This window comes from Streptomyces sp. Ru71, from assembly GCF_002920535.1.
Lineage (GTDB): Bacteria > Actinomycetota > Actinomycetes > Streptomycetales > Streptomycetaceae > Streptomyces.
Genome location: NZ_PQSS01000043.1, coordinates 46,096 through 64,596 on the forward strand (window position 1 = coordinate 46,096; position 18,501 = coordinate 64,596).

At 72.5% G+C, this 18,501-nt stretch carries 17 protein-coding genes and 1 pseudogene; 8 read left to right on the forward strand and 10 right to left on the reverse strand.

The features are described from left to right. Positions 1-8 precede the first annotated feature (8 nt). Positions 9-1,835, reverse strand: coding sequence for an ABC transporter ATP-binding protein (locus tag C3489_RS23745; RefSeq protein WP_103784069.1), 1,827 nt, complete (start codon positions 1,833-1,835; stop codon positions 9-11). 116 nt (positions 1,836-1,951) lie between these two features. On the opposite strand from C3489_RS23745, the gene C3489_RS23750 reads away from it, so the two are divergent. After that, positions 1,952-2,401, forward strand: coding sequence for a MarR family winged helix-turn-helix transcriptional regulator (locus C3489_RS23750; protein ID WP_103784070.1), 450 nt, complete (start codon positions 1,952-1,954; stop codon positions 2,399-2,401). A gap of 15 nt (positions 2,402-2,416) precedes the next feature. On the opposite strand, the gene C3489_RS23755 is transcribed toward C3489_RS23750, so the two are convergent. Both C3489_RS23755 and C3489_RS23760 read right to left on the reverse strand, forming a co-directional pair. After that, on the reverse strand, positions 2,417-4,024 hold the full coding sequence (locus C3489_RS23755) for a peptide-N4-asparagine amidase (RefSeq protein ID WP_181139814.1): 1,608 nt from the start codon (positions 4,022-4,024) through the stop codon (positions 2,417-2,419). Positions 4,025-4,117: 93 nt separating this feature from the next. After that, positions 4,118-4,852 (reverse strand): L,D-transpeptidase family protein, encoded by a 735-nt coding sequence (locus C3489_RS23760; protein WP_103784072.1) that lies wholly within the window; start codon positions 4,850-4,852, stop codon positions 4,118-4,120. A gap of 175 nt (positions 4,853-5,027) precedes the next feature. Between C3489_RS23760 and C3489_RS23765 the strand changes: the two genes are divergently transcribed. The 4 genes from C3489_RS23765 (at position 5,028) to C3489_RS23780 (ending at position 9,835) form a co-directional block, all read left to right on the forward strand. Continuing rightward, positions 5,028-6,953, forward strand: coding sequence for an ABC transporter ATP-binding protein (locus C3489_RS23765; RefSeq protein WP_103784073.1), 1,926 nt, complete (start codon positions 5,028-5,030; stop codon positions 6,951-6,953). After that, positions 6,950-8,731 carry an ABC transporter ATP-binding protein gene (locus C3489_RS23770; protein WP_103784074.1) on the forward strand — a complete coding sequence of 594 codons (1,782 nt, stop codon included), beginning with the start codon at positions 6,950-6,952 and terminating at the stop codon, positions 8,729-8,731. The genes C3489_RS23765 and C3489_RS23770 overlap by 4 nt, the downstream gene beginning before the upstream one ends. 315 nt (positions 8,732-9,046) lie before the next feature. Continuing rightward, positions 9,047-9,517, forward strand: coding sequence for a DUF5709 domain-containing protein (locus C3489_RS23775; protein WP_103784075.1), 471 nt, complete (start codon positions 9,047-9,049; stop codon positions 9,515-9,517). A gap of 66 nt (positions 9,518-9,583) precedes the next feature. After that, positions 9,584-9,835, forward strand: coding sequence for a type B 50S ribosomal protein L31 (locus tag C3489_RS23780; protein ID WP_103784076.1), 252 nt, complete (start codon positions 9,584-9,586; stop codon positions 9,833-9,835). Positions 9,836-9,873: 38 nt separating this feature from the next. Here C3489_RS23780 and C3489_RS23785 read toward each other — a convergent pair whose 3' ends face one another. Then, on the reverse strand, positions 9,874-10,668 hold the full coding sequence (locus tag C3489_RS23785) for a metal-dependent hydrolase (protein ID WP_103784077.1): 795 nt from the start codon (positions 10,666-10,668) through the stop codon (positions 9,874-9,876). A gap of 145 nt (positions 10,669-10,813) precedes the next feature. Here C3489_RS23785 and C3489_RS23790 point away from each other — a divergent pair, with 145 nt between their 5' ends. After that, complete coding sequence (locus tag C3489_RS23790) at positions 10,814-13,327, forward strand: RNA helicase (protein ID WP_181139815.1); 2,514 nt, start codon at positions 10,814-10,816, stop codon at positions 13,325-13,327. Between the two features lie 19 nt (positions 13,328-13,346). Further along, positions 13,347-14,213, forward strand: a complete 867-nt coding sequence (locus C3489_RS23795) for an acyl-CoA thioesterase II (protein ID WP_103784079.1) — start codon at positions 13,347-13,349, stop codon at positions 14,211-14,213. 1 nt (position 14,214) lies between these two features. Here the strand turns inward: C3489_RS23795 and C3489_RS23800 are convergent, their stop codons facing one another. After that, positions 14,215-15,132 (reverse strand): DUF6397 family protein, encoded by a 918-nt coding sequence (locus tag C3489_RS23800; RefSeq protein ID WP_103784080.1) that lies wholly within the window; start codon positions 15,130-15,132, stop codon positions 14,215-14,217. Positions 15,133-15,257: 125 nt separating this feature from the next. Continuing rightward, positions 15,258-15,671, reverse strand: a complete 414-nt coding sequence (locus C3489_RS23805; protein ID WP_103784081.1) for a roadblock/LC7 domain-containing protein — start codon at positions 15,669-15,671, stop codon at positions 15,258-15,260. Positions 15,672-15,764: 93 nt separating this feature from the next. Here C3489_RS23805 and C3489_RS23810 point away from each other — a divergent pair, with 93 nt between their 5' ends. Next, positions 15,765-16,193: a PPOX class F420-dependent oxidoreductase gene (locus tag C3489_RS23810; RefSeq protein WP_103784082.1), complete on the forward strand. Its 429-nt coding sequence runs from the start codon at positions 15,765-15,767 to the stop codon at positions 16,191-16,193. A 24-nt stretch (positions 16,194-16,217) separates the two neighbouring features. Here the strand turns inward: C3489_RS23810 and C3489_RS23815 are convergent, their stop codons facing one another. From C3489_RS23815 to C3489_RS23830, 4 genes and pseudogenes are all read right to left on the reverse strand, one after another. Further along, complete coding sequence (locus C3489_RS23815) at positions 16,218-16,817, reverse strand: ATP/GTP-binding protein (protein WP_103784083.1); 600 nt, start codon at positions 16,815-16,817, stop codon at positions 16,218-16,220. Positions 16,818-16,879: 62 nt separating this feature from the next. Then, complete coding sequence (locus C3489_RS23820; protein ID WP_103784084.1) at positions 16,880-17,290, reverse strand: DUF742 domain-containing protein; 411 nt, start codon at positions 17,288-17,290, stop codon at positions 16,880-16,882. Positions 17,291-17,312: 22 nt separating this feature from the next. Next, entirely contained in the window at positions 17,313-17,750 is a 438-nt protein-coding gene (locus tag C3489_RS23825) for a roadblock/LC7 domain-containing protein (protein ID WP_103784085.1), read from the reverse strand. Continuing rightward, positions 17,747-18,501, reverse strand: a pseudogene (locus C3489_RS23830) (ATPase); the annotation flags it as partial. The pseudogene C3489_RS23830 and the gene C3489_RS23825, both read right to left, overlap by 4 nt.

Consider the following 18,501-nt stretch of genomic DNA (forward strand, 5'->3'; position numbering starts at 1 on the left):
ACCCGGCATCACTCTCCCGATCGCGGGCTTGTCGGCTCCAGTCGGGCGTCCCGGCGGACCAGGCCCGCGTACCGTCCGTCCAGCGCCAGCAGTTCGTCGTGCGTGCCGCGCTCGGCGACCCGGCCCGCGTCGAGCACCACGATCTGGTCGGCGCCGCGGACGGTGGAGAGCCGGTGGGCGATCGTGAGCGTGGTGCGGTCGGCCGACAGGGCGTCGATCGCCTGCTGCACGGCGGCCTCGGTACGGGTGTCCAGGGCGCTGGTCGCCTCGTCGAGGATGAGCACCGGCGGGTCGCGCAGGATGGTGCGGGCGATGGCCAGGCGCTGCTTCTCGCCGCCCGAGAAGCGGTGGCCGCGCTCGCCGACGACCGTGTCGTAGCCGTCGGGCAGGGACACGATGTGGTCGTGGATCTGGGCCGCCCGCGCGGCGGCGTGCAGCTCCTCGTCGGTGGCGTCCGGCTTGGCGAAGCGCAGGTTGTCGGCGACGGAGGCGTGGAAGAGGTACGTCTCCTGCGAGACGACACCGACCGCGCGGGCGAGGGTGTCGAAGTCGAGGTCGCGCACGTCGATTCCGTCGAGGGTGACCCGGCCGCCGGTCACGTCGTACAGGCGCGGCACCAGGTAGCCGAGGGTGGACTTGCCGGCGCCGGTCGGTCCGACGACGGCGAGGCTGCCGCCGGCCGGGACGGTGAGGTCGACGCCGTCGAGCACCGGGCGGGCCTCGTCGTGCTCGCCGCCGTACCGGAAGGTGACGTTCTCGAAGCGGACCTCGCCCTTGATCTGGTCGAGGCGGACGGGGTCGGCGCGCTCGGTGATGTCGATGGGCAGGTCCAGGTACTCGAAGATGCGCTGGAAGAGCGCGAGGGAGGTCTGGATCTGCACGCCCGTGGACAGCAGGCTGACGGTCGGCCGGAACAGCCCCTGCTGGAGGGAGACGAAGGCGACGATGGTGCCGATGGAGACGTCCGGGCCGCCCATCTGGAGGGCCAGGCCGGCGGTCCAGTAGATGACGGCCGGCATCGCGGCCATGACGATGGTGATGACGGCCATCCGCCAGCGCCCGGCCATGTTGGACCGCACCTCAAGCCCCACGAGGGCCTCGGACTCCTCGGCGAAGGAGGCCGTCAGCGAGTCGGAGCGGCCCATGGTGCGGCCGAGCAGGATGCCGCTGACCGACAGGGACTCGGTGACCGTGGCGGCCATGGCGGCCATCTGCTTCTGGCGCTGCGTGGTGATCTTCCGTCGCTCCTTGCCCACGCGGCGGCTGATCCACACGAACACCGGCAGCAGGAGCAGCGAGACGACGGTGAGCCGCCAGTCGAGGGCGATCATCGCGACGACGGTGGCGACGACGCTGGTGAAGTTGGAGACCAGCGAGGTGGCCGTGGAGGTGACGGTCGCCTGCATGCCGCCGATGTCGTTGGCGATGCGGGACTGCACCTCGCCGGTGCGGGTGCGGGTGAAGAAGGCGAGCGACATGCGCTGGAGGCGGCCGTAGACCGCGGTGCGCAGGTCGTGCATGACGCGCTGGCCGACGGTGGTGGAGATCAGGGTCTGCAGCACGCCGAAGACACTGGTGAGGACGGCACTGAGGATCATGCCGAGAGCGAGCAGGCTGAGCAGGCCGGTGCGCCCCTGGGGGATGGCGACGTCCAGGGTCTCCTTCAGCAGGAACGGCGTTGCGACCGAGACCAGCGAGGAGGCGCCGACGAGCAGACCGACGACGGCGAGCCGGGCGCGGTAGGGGCGGAAGAGCCGCAGGATGCGGCGGACCTGCCGGGGCTGCTGCGCCGCGTCGGCGGGCGGGGTCCAGGTGGGAGCGTTGTCGGGATGCATGGGCTCCTACGGAGTGTGTGCGGGCGGGCCGGCGCGGCGTGCGGCGCCGACCGAAAGGGACCATAGCTCATTGTTACCTAGACTCACAATGAACTACGTCCTGATATTGTTCCCGCATGACCACCCCCGACCCCGACGGTCTGCTCGCCGAGCAGTTGCTGCGGCTCACCCGCCGGGTGCACCGCATCCAGAAGCGCCATCTGCACACGCGTGACCTGGGGATCACCCCGGCGCAGTCCCGCCTGCTGCGCACCCTCGCGCACTACAGCGCGCCCCCGCGCATGGCCGACCTCGCCGAACGGCTGGAGGTCGTGCCCCGCGCGGTGACGACGCTGGTGGACGCCCTGGAGAGCAGCGGCAGGGTGCGCCGGGTGCCGGATCCCGTCAATCGCCGGGTGACCCGTATCGAACTGACGGACGCGGGCCGTGCGACACTCTCCGAACTCCACACGGCCCGCCGCTCGGCGGCAGAGGAGATCCTGGCTCCGCTGACGAAGGAACAGCGGGCCACCTTCGGGGACCTGCTGGACACGCTGATCGACGGAGGGCCGGCGGAGCACTGCTGACGAGCGGACCCCGGCTCAGCAGCCGTCGCCGTCCTCCACGAGCACCCCCTGACGGGTCATGAGGGTCTTGTCGTAGCAGCCGTCCGAGCCGTACAGCCGGTAGCGCTCACGGCTCGTCCCGACCGCGTGCCGCTGGTCGCGCGGCACGTTCAGCGTGAACGCGGCGTCACCGGTGTAGGTGTCGTCGAGCCGGGACCACGCCACCCGTCGCTCACCGCGCAGCTCGTCGACCGCGGCCCGGTCCCCGAGCGTGAGGACGGTCCGCAGCCGGTCGTCCGCGCCGATCGTGATGGTGCCGTCCATCGTGTAGGTCCGGCGGGTGTGCGTGCTGTGCGCCGGCCCGAGTGCGTCCACGGTCGCCCTCTCGTCGTCCGTCCAGGCCGCGTCCAGGCCGTCCACGGTCTCTCCGTCGTTCCAGCGGTGCGTGGAGGTGTTCGCGAGGGTGCGGTCGATCGTGGTCGTCACCCGGCCGTGCGAGGTGTCCAGGTATCCGGCGACCGTGAGGCGGTGACCGCCCCGGGTGTCCACCCGGTGCTCGGAACCGGGCGTGTACACCGAGGAGTTGGCGAGGTCACCCACCCGGTGCACGGTGAGTTTCCCAGTGACCTGCGCCTTCCCGGCGTCCTGCCAGACGAGGACGTTCACCGGCGTGCTCCAGCCGGCCTGCCCCTCGGGCACACCGGCGACGGACACCTCGACGCGGTGCGGACGGCCGTCGTTCAGCAGACCGGCGAACGGTGTGAGGTCGTACGTGATCGGCTGGACGTCGAAGGCGCGGGGAGCCGGGACGACGTACCAGAGAAACGGGTTGGACCAGCCACCCGTCCACACCGTCGGGAACGGCGCGGCGATTCCGGCCAGTCGGCCGTCGACGGAGATCTGCACCTCGCGGTACGGCCCGCCGCTCGCCTTGCACGAGTACGGCGCCGCGTCCGGCACCGTCAGGTACCAGAACTCCTCACAGCCACCGCCCGAGCCGGTGGCGTACACCTCGGCGAGGACACGCTCGCTGTTGCGCGGAGTGGTGAGGGTGGTGCCGTCGGTGAGGGTCAGGACCCGGTCGGGGGCGCGTGCGGCTGGAGCGCCGGTGTAGAAGGTGAGGGTGACCTTGACGTCGATGACGCCGGTGTACGTGTCGTTGACGACGTTCCCGATGAGCATCTCCACGTCCCGCGCGCTGCGGAAGGTGTCGCTGTAGCGCGTGACGTCCTTCTCCACCGACCAGGTGATCCCGTCCGGCGACGGCTCCGGGGTCGAGGTGCGCAGTATCTCCACGCCGCCGACGTGCAGATACCCGAGCCGGTCGAACTGCCGGCCCTTCACCTTGCCGTCGAGCCGCAGCACGACCTTGCTCCAGCCCTCACCGCAGCCGGCGGGCGGGGTGTACGTGCCGCGGTACGGCGTGAAGTCGCGGAACTGCGCCTCGGCGAGGGTGACCTGGCAGCTCCGGGAGTGCGGACGGGTGACCGGCGGGGCGGCGGTGAGGGGGTCGTGCCAATCGGTGCCGAACTCCGCGGGCGCGTCGGTGGTCTGCGCGGCACCGGCCGGCGCGGCCGCTCCGAGGAGGGTGCTCGCGAGGAGGGTCGCCCCTGCGAGCATGGACATGATGATCCGGCTTCTCATGGCCGGTCTTTCTACGGGGTGCGGGCCCGCCTCGCAATGGGGCCTCGGCCGCTGTGAGGGGTTTGCGCCTCGCTGTCCCCGACCCGCACGGCCCTAGGCGAGCAGGTCGGCCCTGTCCCCCATCACCACCACCGGGTGACTGTCCGGGTCGATCGTGCGCAGCAGGTACTCCATGGCCGCCCGGGACAGGGTCACGCACGCCGAGGTGCCGCTGCCGTGGTCCATGTGCAGCCAGATGCTGCCGCCCTTCTTCTGCCCCTGCGGCCGGGTGGGGTCGTTGGGCGAGGTGCCCCTGACCCGGTTGTAGTCGATGGCAATGACGTAGTCGAAGTCGTGCCAGGCGCTCTTGCCCCAGGTGTGCGGGGCGGCGAAGGACGCCGAGCGGGTGTACGGCAGCTTCGCGCCCGGATCAGGGAGCACCCCGCCGGCGTCGCTCAGCGTGAACACGCCCACCGGCGTGCGGTTGTCCCCCTCGTGGTGGTCGAGGGTCCAGCCCTTCTTGCCGTTGTGCGCCGGCCAGGCGGCCACCCGGTGCCAGCCCGCACCGCGCCGGTCGTACAGGACGACCGTGGCGCCCGGCGCGTCCTTCCCGTCGCCGTAGACCGCCACCACCTGGCGGGAACCCGGCGGGACTCGGCGCTGCAGACGGTCGCCGATCCCGGGGATACGGGTCGGATCGGTGCTGGGCCGGGCCGCCGGTGCGCCGGTCTCCCCCGCGTGGCCGCCGGTTCCGCCACCGCACGCGGTCAGCGTTCCCAGTGCCAGGGCGCAGACCGCCGCGGTCACGGCCGACGCACGCCGTATCCCGCCGATGCCGCTGTCTCGCATCGGTCCATGATGGCACCGCCGTTCGGCGGGCGGATCGGCCGGGGGTGCTCGCCCGCGCGGAAAACCGTTTGATTCGGACCACGCTGCGGCGTCAACCTGTCACGGTTTGCAGCCGCTTGCCGGCCCGCCCGATACCCCTTCTCCCCTGCCCTCTGACACGAGCCACTGGGACGTCATGCAGATCCAAGACCTTCCGTATTCCCACCCGGGCGTGCCCGACGCACGCTCGGGGCCCCGCTTCCTGTGGTGGCTCGGCCGCAACCAGCTGGGCGGTCAGCTGAAGGCCTTCGCCTGGGGGCTGGTGCACTTCGTGGCCGTCTCCGCGCTGCCCTTCTGCGTCGGGTTCGCCGTGCAGGCCGTCGTCGACCGTTCCGGAGCGCGGCTCGCGCTCGCCGGCGGGGTGCTCGCCCTGTGCGGTGCCGCCACCGCGCTCGGCGACACCTTCCTGCACCGGGCCGCGGTCACCAACTGGATCACCGCTGCCGCCCGGGTGCAGCAGCTACTCGCCCGCAAGGCCGCCGAGCTGGGGTCGGCGCTCACCCGCCGGGTCGCGGCCGGTGAGGTGGTCGCCGTGTCCACCGGGGACGTGGAGAAGATCGGCTGGTTCGTGGAGGCCGTGTCCCGGTTCAGCGCGGCGGCGTTCACCGTCGCGGCGGTCTGCGTCGGCCTGGTCGTCTACCAGCCCGCCCTCGGTGTGGTCGTCGCCGTCGGCCTGCCGGTGCTCGCGCTGGCCGTGCTGCCGCTGCTGCCGGCCGCCACGCGGCGCGCGGACGAGCAGCGGGAGAAGGCCGGCCGCGCCACCGAGCTGGCCTCGGACACCGTCGCCGGGCTGCGGGTGCTGCGCGGCATCGGCGGCGAGGAGCTGTTCCTGCGCCGCTACCGCCGCGCCTCGCAGGAGGTCCGGCGGGCCGCGGTGCGCAGCGCCCGCATGTGGTCGCTGATCGCGGCCCTCCAGGTGCTGCTGCCCGGCCTGCTGCTGATCGGCGTCGTCGTGTACGGCGTCCACCTCGCTCGCCAGGGCCGCATCACCGTCGGTGAACTGGTCACCGTCTACAGCTCGGTCATGGTGCTGGCCTATCCGCTGCGGCACTTCGAGGAGATCGCCATGGCGTACTCCTTCTCCAAGCCGTCGGCGAAACGGGCCGCCCGGGTGCTCTCCCTCGAACGGGCCGCCGGTCCGGGCGGTGCGCGCGGACAGGAGCCGTCGTCCGGTGACCTGCGCTCGGGTGCGGTGTCCACCGGTGACCTGGCCTCGGGGGCGGTGTCCGTGGGTGACCTGCCTTCGGGTGCCGTGTCCGTGGGCGGCCTGCCCTCCGGTGACCTGCACGACCCCGCGACCGGGCTGCTCGCTCCCGCGGGGCGGCTCACCGCTGTGGTGTGCGGCGGCCCGGACGCGGCCGGACGGCTCGCGGAACGGCTCGGCGGGCACGCCACCGAGGGGGGTCCGTCGGTACGGCTGGGCGGCGTCCCGCTGGACGAGCTGCCGCTGTCCGCCGCCCGAACGGCCGTCCTCGTCCAGGACAAGGACCCGGTGCTGCTCTCGGGCACCCTGCGCGAGCTGCTCGACGTGCCCGCCTCCGGTGCCGTCGAGGCACGGGCCGCTCTCGCGGCCGCCCAGTGCGAGGACGTGCTGCAGGCGCTGGTGCAGGGCTCGGTCGGTGCCGAGGATCCGATGGACGCCCGCATCACCGAACGGGGCCGCTCCCTGTCCGGCGGCCAGCGCCAGCGCCTCGCGCTCGCCCGCTCGCTGGTCACGGACCCGGAGGTGCTCGTCCTGGACGAGCCGACCTCGGCCGTCGACTCGCACACCGAGGCGCGGATCGCCGAGGGGTTGCGCAGGCTGCGGGAGGGGCGCACCACCGTGGTGTTCACCTCCTCGCCGCTGCTGCTGGACCGCGCCGACCAGGTCGTCCTGGTGCACGAGGGGCGGGTGGCCGCGGTCGGGGCGCACCGGGAGCTGGTGCACTCCGAGCCCCGGTACCGGGCGGTGGTGACCCGGGAGACCGACGACGAGACCGACACGCTCAGCGCCCTCGGCACCGCGCTCGAAGACGACCTGGGTGTGCTGGAAGAACTGCGAGAGATCGAGGAGACCGCATGATCGGCGTGGCGCCACCGGCGTACGACCCGGCGGCCCCGACGACGGCGACCACCCTGCCCGTCGGCGCCCCCGCCACCGTCCGCGCCTACGTGGCCGAGCTGTTCCGCCGGCACCGCCGCGCCTTCTGGCTGCTCATCGCGGTCAACACGGTCGCGGTCGTCGCCTCCATGGTGGGCCCATGGCTGCTGGGCGACCTCGTCGAGCGGGTCTCCCAGCAGACGGCGGACCTGCCTCTGACCCGCACCGCCGCCCTGTTCGTCCTCGCCCTCGCCGTGCAGGCCGTCTTCGTCCGGCAGGTTCGGCTGCGCGGGGCGGTGCTGGGCGAGCGGATGCTGGCCGACCTGCGCGAGGACTTCCTCGTCCGCTCGGTCGCCCTGCCGCCCGGCGTGCTGGAACGCGCCGGCACCGGCGACCTGCTCTCCCGGATCACCACCGACATCGACCGGCTGGCCAACGCCATGCGCGAGGCCGTGCCCCAGCTGGCGATCGGCGTGATGTGGACGGTACTGCTGCTCGGCGGCCTGGTCGTCACCGCGCCGCCGCTGGCGCCCGCCGTGCTGCTGGCGCTGCCGCTGCTGATCGCCGGCTGCCGCTGGTACTTCCGCCGGGCGCCGTCCGCCTACCGTTCCGAGGCCGCCGGCTACGCCTCCGTGGCCGCTGCCCTGGCGGAGACGGTGGACGCCGGGCACACCATCGAGGCGCACCGGCTGGGCGAGCGCCGCACCGCGCTGTCGGAACGGCGGATCTCCCAGTGGACGGCGTGGGAACGGTACACACTCTGGCTGCGCTCGATCCTGTTCCCGGTGATCAACGCCGTGCACGTCACCGTGCTGGGCTCGGTGCTGATGATCGGCGGCGTGTTCGTGCTCCAGGGCTGGATCAGCGTCGGCCGGCTGACGACGGCCGCGCTGATCGCGCAGATGCTCGTGGATCCGGTGAACCTGATCCTGCGCTGGTACGACGAGCTGCAGGTCGCCCAGGTGTCGCTGGCCCGGCTGGTCGGCGTCCGCGACATCGAGCCGGACGCCGGCGACCCCTCGCTGGCTCCGGACGGCCGTGACGTGCACGCCGACAAGGTCCACTTCGGCTACCTGGACGGCGTGGACGTGCTGCGCGAGGTGTCGCTGCGGGTGGCGCCGGGCACCCGGCTGGCCCTGGTCGGCCCCTCGGGCGCGGGCAAGTCCACGCTGGGCCGGCTGCTGGCCGGCATCTACGGACCCCGCTCGGGCCGGATCACCCTCGGCGACGCGGAGCTGTCCCGGATGCCCGCCGAGCAGGTCCGCTCCCATGTGGCCCTGGTCAACCAGGAGCACCATGTGTTCGTCGGCTCGCTGCGCGACAACCTGCTGCTCGCGCGCACCGACGCCGAGGACGCCGAGCTGTGGTCCGCCCTGGGCGCGGTCGACGCCGACGGCTGGGCCGGCGCCCTGGCGGACGGGCTGGACACCGAGGTCGGTTCCGGCGGGTTCGCGCTCACCCCGGCGCAGGCCCAGCAGATCGCGCTGGCCCGGCTGGTGCTGGCCGACCCGCACACGCTGGTCCTGGACGAGGCCACCTCCCTGCTCGACCCGCGCGCGGCCCGGCATCTGGAGCGCTCCCTGGCCCGGGTGCTGGACGGACGCACCGTGGTCGCCATCGCCCACCGGCTGCACACCGCGCACGACGCCGATGTCATCGCCGTCGTGGAGAACGGCCGGATCAGCGAACTGGGCAGCCACGACACGCTGGTCGCAGCCGACGGAGCGTACGCGGCACTGTGGCGGTCGTGGCACGGCTGAGGGACGGGGGTGGGCCGTGATCGTCGGACGGGGGTGGTCTGCGGTCCAAGGGCGGGCGGGACGGTCCCGGCGGTGGTGCCGTGCGGCGGGGCGGGCCCCCGGTCCGTGGGCGGCCGGGATCGCCCGCACGGCCCGACGCCGAGGCGTCTGCCGTTGCGCGGTGCCGATCGGGGGTGGAACGCTGGAAGCGGCACCGGCTCGGGAAGGGTCCGGGGACCGTCCGGCTCGTGTCGTGCGCGGCCTGTGCCCCGCACCACGACGGGCTGTCACCGGCCGCCGTGGCAACGGGCCCGTCCTCACCCCCTGGAGGTACCCGTGAACACCGCCGATGGTTGGGGAGACGACGTCTACCAGCCCGATGCGTCCGACCAGCGGGAGGACACGGGCGTGCTCGACTCCGAGGACACTCTGGAGTACGACGGGGTCGACGATCCGCTGGACCGCGGCTGGTCCCCTCCGGAGCGGCCCTGGGCGGTGGAACACACGGGCGTGACGGCCGCGGAGCGGCATGCGGGCGAGACCCTCGACCAGCGTCTTGCGGAGGAGCTGCCCGATCCGCCCGTGCCCGACGGCGACGGCATCGGCGACAGCGAGGGAACCGACGGCGAGCTGCTGGACAACGAGGTCGGTGCCGTCCGCTCCGGCCGGCTCGTCGCCCCCGACGAGGGCGCGCACGAGGACGAGGAGGCCGCTCTGATCGCCTCGGACGTCGGCATCGACGGCGCCGCGGCGTCCGCCGAGGAGGCCGCCATGCACATCGTCGACGAGGAGTCCTTCTCCGGCTGAACCCCGCGCCGCCCCACCTTGCCCTTCCCGGTCCCCGCCCCCGCATGCCCCCCAAGAGGAGCCGCCATGCAGCAGGACAAGCACCCCGACTACCACCCGGTCGTCTTCCGCGACCGCGCCGCCGGCTACGCCTTCCTGACCCGGTCCACCGCGACCAGCGACGAGACCATCGAGTGGGACGACGGACAGAGCTACCCCGTGGTGGACGTGGAGATCTCCTCCGAGAGCCACCCCTTCTACACCGGCAAGGCCCGCACCGTGGACACCGAGGGCCGCATCGCCCGCTTCGAGCGGCGCTACGGCGGCGAGGCGTCGTAGGGAACGGCCACGCCGCTCACCGCGTTGGGCGGCGCCGCTCAGATGAAGTTGAGCGCTGCCGCCCCGCCCACTCCCCCGAGCAGCATGAACGCCGGCATGAGCACCTTCAGCTCGACCCAGCTGCCGGCCCGGAAGCGCATCGCCTTCGGCGGCCCGATCGGGTACCAGCGCTTGCGGCCGACCGGGATCGGCCACAGGATCGGGCAGCCGGACACGGTCAGCGCGTCGCCGATGTCGTGCACCAGCGCCCCGAGCACGATCGGCAGCCCCAGCCACAGGTACTCCTGGCCCGGCGCCGTGAACAGCCAGTCCGAGCCGTTGCCCGGCTTGTCCAGCCACCCGGCGAGGATCCAGGCGCTGGCCGCGGCCAGCAGCCACACCAGTACATCGCTGCTGGAACCGCGCGCCGCCCGCCACAGCAGCCCCTCGATCGCCAGCACCATGTGCACGAAGAGGATGGCCAGCACCGCCCAGCGGCCGCCCGTGATCGCCAGCGCCGAGGTGCCCGCGCCGATCAGGACCGCCCACAGCCAGGTGTGGGTGAGCGTGCGGTGGCCGCCCGAGCGGCGCGCGTCGCCCTGCTTGCGGGTCGCCTTGTAGACGGCGTAGGAGAGCTTGTCGACGATCTCGCACAGCCAGCGTGAGAGGGGGCCGAAGGCCCGGGAGATCGTGGCCGCCTTGTGGTCCAGGTCCGGAGCGAGCGCGGCACCGGCACAGATCAGGGCACCCGCCAGCACCACCGGCCAGGGCATCGGATGCCCGGCCGCGGCCGCCGCCGCGCCGACGCCGAGCCAGGCGGCGGCGCCCGACAGTGAGTGTGCTGGTCCCATCATGGCCGTTGCCCGCCCCATTCCTCGTGTCGCGCCGCGCGGTTGACCGGGCGCGATGACGCTCCGTCGGCGACACAGCGTAGCGGTCGTGATCTTCGCCGGGACATCCGATTCCCGCATCGGGCACCGGGCCAGGCAAGATGGGGGCGTGACCCTCATCGATCAGCTGCCGCCGACCGCCGACCCCGACGCCCTGTACGACGCCTTCGAGTCCTGGGCCCAGGAGCGCGGTCTCACGCTCTACCCCCACCAGGAGGAAGCGCTGATCGAGGCGGTCTCCGGTGCGAACGTGATCGTGTCGACGCCCACCGGCTCCGGCAAGAGCATGATCGCCGCCGGTGCGCACTTCGCGGCGCTGGCCCGTGACGAGGTCACCTTCTACACCGCTCCGATCAAGGCGCTGGTGTCGGAGAAGTTCTTCGAGCTGTGCAAGCTGTTCGGCACGGAGAACGTCGGCATGCTCACCGGCGACGCCTCGGTCAACGCCGACGCCCCCGTCATCTGCTGCACGGCCGAGGTGCTCGCCTCCATCGCGCTGCGCGACGGCAAGGACGCCGACATCGGCCAGGTCGTCATGGACGAGTTCCACTTCTACGCGGAGCCGGACCGCGGCTGGGCCTGGCAGATCCCGCTGCTGGAGCTGCCACAGGCCCAGTTCGTCCTGATGTCGGCCACCCTGGGTGACGTCTCCTTCTTCGAGAAGGACCTCACGCGCCGCACCGGCCGCCCGACCGCGGTGGTCCGCTCCGCGACCCGTCCGGTCCCGCTGTCCTACGAGTACCGCTTCACCCCGCTGACGGAGACGCTCACCGACCTGCTGGAGACCAAGCAGGCGCCCGTCTACATCGTGCACTTCACGCAGGCGCAGGCGGTGGAGCGGGCGCAGGCGCTGATGAGCATCAACATGTGCACGCGCGAGGAGAAGGACAAGATCGCCGAGCTGATCGGCAACTTCCGCTTCACCACCAAGTTCGGCCGCAACCTCTCCCGTTACGTGCGGCACGGCATCGGCGTGCACCACGCCGGCATGCTGCCCAAGTACCGGCGTCTGGTGGAGAAGCTCGCGCAGGCCGGTCTGCTGAAGGTCATCTGCGGCACCGACACCCTCGGCGTCGGCGTCAACGTGCCCATCCGGACGGTGCTGTTCACCGCGCTCACCAAGTACGACGGCAACCGGGTGCGCACGCTGCGCGCCCGTGAGTTCCACCAGATCGCCGGCCGTGCCGGGCGGGCCGGGTTCGACACCGCGGGCTTCGTCGTCGCGCAGGCACCCGAGCACGTCATCGAGAACGAGAAGGCGCTCGCCAAGGCGGGCGACGACCCGAAGAAGCGCCGCAAGGTCGTGCGCAAGAAGGCTCCGGAGGGATTCGTCGGCTGGACGGAGAACACCTTCGAAAAGCTCATCGCGTCCGAGCCCGAGCCGCTGACCTCCCGCTTCCGGGTCACGCACACCATGCTGCTGTCGGTGATCGCCCGGCCCGGCAACGCCTTCGAGGCGATGCGCCGGCTGCTGGAGGACAACCACGAGCCCCGCAGGCAGCAGCTGCGGCACATCCGCCGGGCCATCGCGATCTATCGCTCGCTGCTGGACGGCGGCATCGTCGAGAAGCTGGACACCCCGGACGCCGAGGGCCGCATCGTGCGCCTCACCGTGGACCTGCAGCAGGACTTCGCGCTCAACCAGCCGCTGTCCACGTTCGCGCTGGCCGCCTTCGAACTCCTCGACCCCGAGTCGCCGTCGTACGCGCTGGACATGGTGTCGGTCGTGGAGTCCACCCTGGACGATCCGCGCCAGATCCTCGCCGCCCAGCAGAACAAGGCCCGCGGCGAGGCGGTGGCCGCCATGAAAGCGGACGGCGTCGAGTACGAGGAGCGCATGGAGCGCCTCCAGGACATCGGCTACCCCAAGCCGCTGGAGGAGCTGCTCTCCCACGCGTACAACACCTACCGCAAGAGCCACCCGTGGGTCGGCGACCATCCGCTGTCGCCGAAGTCCGTCGTCCGGGACATGTACGAGCGGGCGCTGTCCTTCACGGAGCTGGTCTCCTTCTACGAGCTGGCCCGCACCGAGGGCATCGTGCTGCGCTACCTCGCCGGCGCCTACAAGGCCCTCGACCACAACATCCCGGACGACCTGAAGTCCGAGGACCTCGAAGACCTGATCGAGTGGCTCGGCGAGATGGTGCGCCAGGTCGACTCCAGCCTGCTGGACGAGTGGGAGCAGCTCGCCAACCCGGAGGAGATGACCGCCGAGGAGGCCCAGGAGAAGGCGGACGAGGTCAAGCCGGTCACCACCAACGCGCGCGCCTTCCGGGTGCTGGTGCGCAACGCCATGTTCCGCCGGGTGGAACTGGCCGCGCTGGACCAGGTGGAGGAACTCGGCGAGATGGACGCGGAGTCCGGCTGGGACGCCGACGCCTGGGGCGAGGCGATGGACAAGTACTGGGACGAGTACGAGGACCTCGGCACGGGCCCCGACGCCCGCGGCCCCAAGCTGCTCGTCATCAACGAGGAGCCGGAGCACGGGCTGTGGCGCGTCCGGCAGATCTTCGACGACCCGAACGGCGACCACGACTGGGGCATCAGCGCCGAGATCGACCTGGCCGCCTCCGACGCAGAGGGCCGGGCCGTGGTCCGCGTCACCTCCGTCGGCCAGCTGTGACCACAGGAGAACGCCACCGATGACGAACCCTGCCGAGCGACTGGTCGACCTGCTCGACCTGGAGCAGATCGAGGTCAACATCTTCCGCGGCCGCAGCCCCGACGAGTCCCTGCAGCGGGTCTTCGGCGGCCAGGTGGCCGGCCAGGCGCTGGTCGCCGCGGGCCGCACCACGGACGGCGACCGCCCGGTGCACTCGCTGCACGCGTACTTCCTGCGCCCGGGCCGGCCGGGCGTGCCGATCGTGTACCAGGTCGAACGGGTCCGGGACGGGCGGTCGTTCACGACGCGCCGGGTCACCGCCGTGCAGCAGGGCCGCACGATCTTCAATCTCACCGCCTCCTTTCACAAGCCTGAGGAAGGGCCCTTCGAGCACCAGCTGCCGCCGGCCCGTGAGGTCCCCGCTCCGGAGTCCCTGCCGACCGTGGCCGAGGAGATCCGGGAGCATCTGGGCGAGCTGCCCGAGCAGTGGGAGCGCTTCGCGCGCCGCCAGCCCTTCGACATCCGGTACGTGGACCGCCTGCGCTGGACCGAGCAGGAGGTCAAGGACGCCGAACCGCGCAGCGCGGTGTGGATGCGCGCGGTCGGCCCGCTGGGCGACGATCCGCTGGTGCACACCTGTGCGCTGACCTACGCCAGCGACATGACGCTGCTGGACGCCGTGCGCCTGCCGGTCGAGCCGCTGTGGGGCCCGCGGAACTTCGACATGGCGTCACTGGACCACGCCATGTGGTTCCACCGGCCGTTCCGGGCGGACGAGTGGTTCCTGTACGACCAGGAGTCGCCGATCGCGACCGGCGGGCGGGGGCTCGCCCGCGGCCGGATCTACGACGTGCGGGGCCGACTGCTGGTGTCGGTCGTGCAGGAAGGTCTGTTCCGCGCGCTGTAGCTCACTGCCCCCTGCGCAGCAGCCGGCTCCACAGGCCTCGCTCACGGGGCGCTTCCGGCGTGGGCGCGGGCTCGGCGTCCTGTGGCTCCGCGTCCCGTGGCTCCGCGTCCCGTGCGGCCGGTGGCGCCGCTGCGGGGCCGGGCAACGGCGCGAGGCCGCGGGCCTCCTGCATGGCCACGGTGAGGTCGAACCGCAGCCAGCGGATCTCGTGGGGGTCGTCCGCGGTCATGAGGCGCTCCGCCAGCAGCATGGCGGGGGAACCCGGTGTGCCGTGGACGGGCGGGCCGGGACGGAAGCGGTACAGCTGGGCCCGCTCGCCGGGGTCCGGGACGACCTGCGCGATCTGCACGGGGTCGAGCAGGGCGGCCACCGCGCCGGCCCGCTGCCAGGGGTGATCGCCGGCCTGGCGCCGCAGGAAGCCCGCATACCGGCCCCGCCAGTTGCGGGGACGCAGGTCGACGCCCTCCTTGAGCCGGGCGAGCAGGTCCGGGGGCAGGGTGCGCCCAGTCAGCAGCGGGGCGTTGTCCTCCGCGGCCGCGAACTGGCTCAGTTCGTCGGCGAGGTAGTGCCAGACGACGGCCCGGTAGCGGTTGAGGTGGAAGCGCACGGGCACCAGCCGGCCGGCCCGTGCCAGGCGCGTGAACCGGTTGACCGGGATGTCCATGAGGGCCGCGCCCTGAGTGGTGCCGACCGTCCGTACCGCCTCGGTGAGGGCCTCGGGAAAGCCCTCCTGGCCGCGCAGCCGCTCGATCTCCCCGGCCGGGACCCGGCGGCCCCCGCCGCCTTCGTCGGGCAGGGTGCGGATGCGGCCGAGGTGCACCGCCAGGTCGAACTCGGCGCGCTTGAGGCCCAGTTCGCGAGCGGCCCGGCTCATGGTCAGAGTCTGCCCGTCTGCTGTGGTCAGGGTGGTGCCGGCCATGGTCGTCTCCCCCGTGGAGTCGGTGGCTCGCGCCCGGTGCGCTCGCCGTGAAAAAACCGTAGCCACTGGGACCGACGTTCCGGCGAGCCTGTGGATAACTCCACGGGGTCTGACGAACTCGCAGGTCAGAACTCTGTGGCGGGCTTTCGCTCGGGTTGCCTGGCATCGACGTCGAGATGTTCGCCGACCCGGTTGACGAGCAGGGTCATTTCGTAGGCGATCTGGCCGAAGTCGGCCTCCGCGCCGCTGAGCACGCACAGGCAGCTGCCGCTGCCCGCGGCGGTGACGAACAGCACCGCGTCGTCGAACTCGATCATCGTCTGGCGCACCCCGCCCGCGCCGAAGTGGCGTCCCGACCCCTTGGCCAGGCTGTGCAGTCCCGAGGAGACGGCGGCCAGGTGCTCCGCGTCCTCCCGCCTCAGCCCGGTGCTCGCCCCCGTGACCAGCCCGTCGTTGGAAAGCACCAGGGCGTGCCGCACATGGTCCACGCGTTCGGTCAGATCGTCCAGCAGCCAGTCAAGTCCCTGGTTGTGCGCCATGTTCCCGTCTCCCCGTGCGATGACTCCCCCTGGCCGGGGGATCTGCCCGCCAGCCTTCCCCACGACCGGCCGCCCGGCAAGCAGGATGGGGTCATGGCACACAAGATGACCGACGAGGAGTGGCGGGCGTTTGTCTCCCACGGCACCCGCACCGGAAAACTGGCCACCGTCCGGGCGGACGGCAGCCCGCACGTGGCGCCGATCTGGTTCGTGCTGGACGGGGACGACGTGGTGTTCAACACCGGCAGGGAAACCGTGAAGGGGCGCAATCTGACCCGGGACGGCCGGGTGGCGCTGTGCGTGGACGACGACCGGCCGCCGTTCGACTTCGTGGTGCTGCAGGGCCGGGCCCGGCTGTCGGAGGATCTCGACGAGGTGCGGGCCTGGGCCACCCGGATCGCCGCCCGGTACATGGGCGAGGACCGCGCCGCGGAGTTCGGCGCCCGCAACGGGGTGCCGGGGGAGCTCCTCGTGCGGGTCGGCATCGACAAGGTGCTGGCGCAGAGGGCCATCGCCGGCTGAGCCGGGCCCGGCCACCGGTTCCGCTCAGCCCACGGAATCGAGCAGCCGGGCCGTGTGCATCCGCCCCGCGTATTCGACGAGCCGGATCAGCACGTCCTTGCCGGAGTCGCGCTCCCGGGCGTCGCAGAGCACCACGGGGGTGCCCCGGTCCAGGTCGAGGGCGCGCTCCACGTCGGGGACGCCGTAGGTCCGTGCGCCGGCGAAGCAGTTGACGGCCACCACGAACGGGATGCCACGGTGCTCGAAGTAGTCCACGGCCGGGAAGCAGTCCTCCAGCCGCCGGGTGTCCGCGAGGACCACGGCGCCGAGGGCGCCCTGGGACAGCTCGTCCCACAGGAACCAGAACCGGTCCTGGCCCGGGGTGCCGAACAGGTACAGCGACAGGCCCGACCGGATGGTGATGCGTCCGAAGTCCATGGCGACGGTCGTCGTCACCTTCTGGTCCACGCCGTCGGTGTCGTCGACCGACTGACCGGCCTGGCTGAGCAGTTCCTCGGTGCGCAGCGGTTTGATCTCGCTGACCGCGCCGACCAGGGTGGTCTTGCCCACGCCGAATCCGCCGGCGACCAGGATCTTCAGCGCCAGGGCGGACTCGCCGCCGGCATCGGGGTGTTCGGAGACCATCGATCACTTCTCTCGGACGGACCGGCAACGGTCGACGTGCGGGTGGGGTGGTGCGGTGTCGGCTACAGCGCGCGCAGCCCTTCGATGACCTCGCGCAGAATCCGTTCGTCGGGCAGTTGCGCGGGCGGCACGGGGCGGTGGACGGTGACGCAGCCGAGTTCCAGCAGGTCGCCGAGGAGGACCCGGACCACGCCGACGGGCAGGTCCGCGCCCGCGGCGAGTTCGGCGACGGACTGCGTCTCGATGCGGCACAGGTCGATCAGGGCGTGGTGCTCCGGGCCGAGCGGGGCGTCGGCCCAGGTGGGGGCGGCGGGGTCCAGGGTGACGAGAGCGATCAGGTCGAACCGCACCCCGGTCGGGCCGGGCCGGGTGCGGCCGCCGGTCATGGCGTACGGCCGCACCAGTGGTCCGGCCTCGTTGTCGTACCACTGGCCGCCCGGCTCGCCCGGCTCGCCGTGCCTGTCGTCGTTCATGGGCGCCGGTCGCTTTCCGGTCTCAGCCGGCGGCCGGGGGCTGGGCGGTGGCGCGCGGCGGTGTGTAGAGGTGCTCGCCGACGCGTTTGACCAGTCGTGCCATCTCGTAGGCGACGAGGCCGATGTCGGCGGTCGCGGCGGTGAGGACGGCGAGGCAGGAGCCGTCTCCCGCGGCGGCCACGAACAGGAAGCCGTCGTCCATCTCCACCATCGTCTGGCGTACGCCGCCGGCGCCGAAGTGCCGGCCGGCGCCCTTGGCGAGGCTGTGGAAGCCGGAGGACACCGCGGCCAGATGTTCGGCGTCCTCGCGGCTGAGGCCGCTGGAGGCGCCGACGGCCAGGCCGTCGTTGGACAGCACCACGGCGTGCCGCACCTCACCGGCGCGCATCACCAGATCGTCCAGCAGCCAGTCGAGTTCGCCGGAGTGCCGGGCGCTCGCCGTGGTCGGGTCCTGGATCATGCGGGGTCTCCTTCGCTGCTCTCGCCGCCCTGTGCGGGGCCGGCCGGGCGGCCGGGTTGTCTGCCGCCGCCGCGCGTCCATCCGGCGCGGTAGGCGGCCATGCGGTCCCGGACGAGTTCGGGGGTGCGCCGGTCGTCCTCGGCCGGACCGTCCGCTCCCGCCGGGTCCTGGCGCGGTCGTTCGCGCAGCTGGGGCGCGAGGCTCGCCTGCCGCACCCGGCGCGGGAGGTCGTCGGAGCCGCCGGTCTGCTCGGATTCGTCCCGTGGGCGGTGCAGGCGCAAGGTGGTCACTCCCGGGGGCGGGGATTCGCCGGTGGTCTCGGTGACGGGCGGCGCGGACACGGTCAGGGCGGGCCTGTCCGGCGGGGCGGCCGGCTCCTGCTGCGGGGTGATCGCGTGCGGGCGGGAGATGTCCGGCTGCGGGTGTGGGGCGACGCCGCTCACGCGCGCGTACTCGCGCGCGGCGGGCCGGTCGTGGTCGGCGGTCCGGTCGTGGTCGGCGGTCCGCAGCGGGGCTCGCTGCGCCGCGCCGCCGTGCAGCAGCGCGGTGGGCAGCAGGACCACGGCCGTGGTGCCGCCGTAGGGGGACGTCTGCAGGTGCACCTTGACGTCGTGCCGGGCGGCGAGGCGGCTGACGACGAACAGGCCCAGCCGGTCGCTGTCGAACAGATCGAGGGCCTCGGACTGCGCGATGCGCCGGTTGGCCTCGGCCAGCGTGTCCTTGCCCATGCCGAGCCCGCGGTCCTCCACCT

Bases quoted from the DNA above. Each gene is read 5' to 3' on its own strand.
- C3489_RS23745 (WP_103784069.1), bottom strand. From the start codon at position 1,835: ATGCATCCCGACAACGCTCCCACCTGGACCCCGCCCGCCGACGCGGCG.
- C3489_RS23750 (WP_103784070.1), top strand. From the start codon at position 1,952: ATGACCACCCCCGACCCCGACGGTCTGCTCGCCGAGCAGTTGCTGCGG.
- C3489_RS23755 (WP_181139814.1), bottom strand. From the start codon at position 4,024: ATGAGAAGCCGGATCATCATGTCCATGCTCGCAGGGGCGACCCTCCTC.
- C3489_RS23760 (WP_103784072.1), bottom strand. From the start codon at position 4,852: ATGCGAGACAGCGGCATCGGCGGGATACGGCGTGCGTCGGCCGTGACC.
- C3489_RS23765 (WP_103784073.1), top strand. From the start codon at position 5,028: ATGCAGATCCAAGACCTTCCGTATTCCCACCCGGGCGTGCCCGACGCA.
- C3489_RS23770 (WP_103784074.1), top strand. From the start codon at position 6,950: ATGATCGGCGTGGCGCCACCGGCGTACGACCCGGCGGCCCCGACGACG.
- C3489_RS23780 (WP_103784076.1), top strand. From the start codon at position 9,584: ATGCAGCAGGACAAGCACCCCGACTACCACCCGGTCGTCTTCCGCGAC.
- C3489_RS23785 (WP_103784077.1), bottom strand. From the start codon at position 10,668: ATGATGGGACCAGCACACTCACTGTCGGGCGCCGCCGCCTGGCTCGGC.
- C3489_RS23795 (WP_103784079.1), top strand. From the start codon at position 13,347: ATGACGAACCCTGCCGAGCGACTGGTCGACCTGCTCGACCTGGAGCAG.
- C3489_RS23800 (WP_103784080.1), bottom strand. From the start codon at position 15,132: ATGGCCGGCACCACCCTGACCACAGCAGACGGGCAGACTCTGACCATG.
- C3489_RS23805 (WP_103784081.1), bottom strand. From the start codon at position 15,671: ATGGCGCACAACCAGGGACTTGACTGGCTGCTGGACGATCTGACCGAA.
- C3489_RS23810 (WP_103784082.1), top strand. From the start codon at position 15,765: ATGGCACACAAGATGACCGACGAGGAGTGGCGGGCGTTTGTCTCCCAC.
- C3489_RS23815 (WP_103784083.1), bottom strand. From the start codon at position 16,817: ATGGTCTCCGAACACCCCGATGCCGGCGGCGAGTCCGCCCTGGCGCTG.
- C3489_RS23820 (WP_103784084.1), bottom strand. From the start codon at position 17,290: ATGAACGACGACAGGCACGGCGAGCCGGGCGAGCCGGGCGGCCAGTGG.
- C3489_RS23825 (WP_103784085.1), bottom strand. From the start codon at position 17,750: ATGATCCAGGACCCGACCACGGCGAGCGCCCGGCACTCCGGCGAACTC.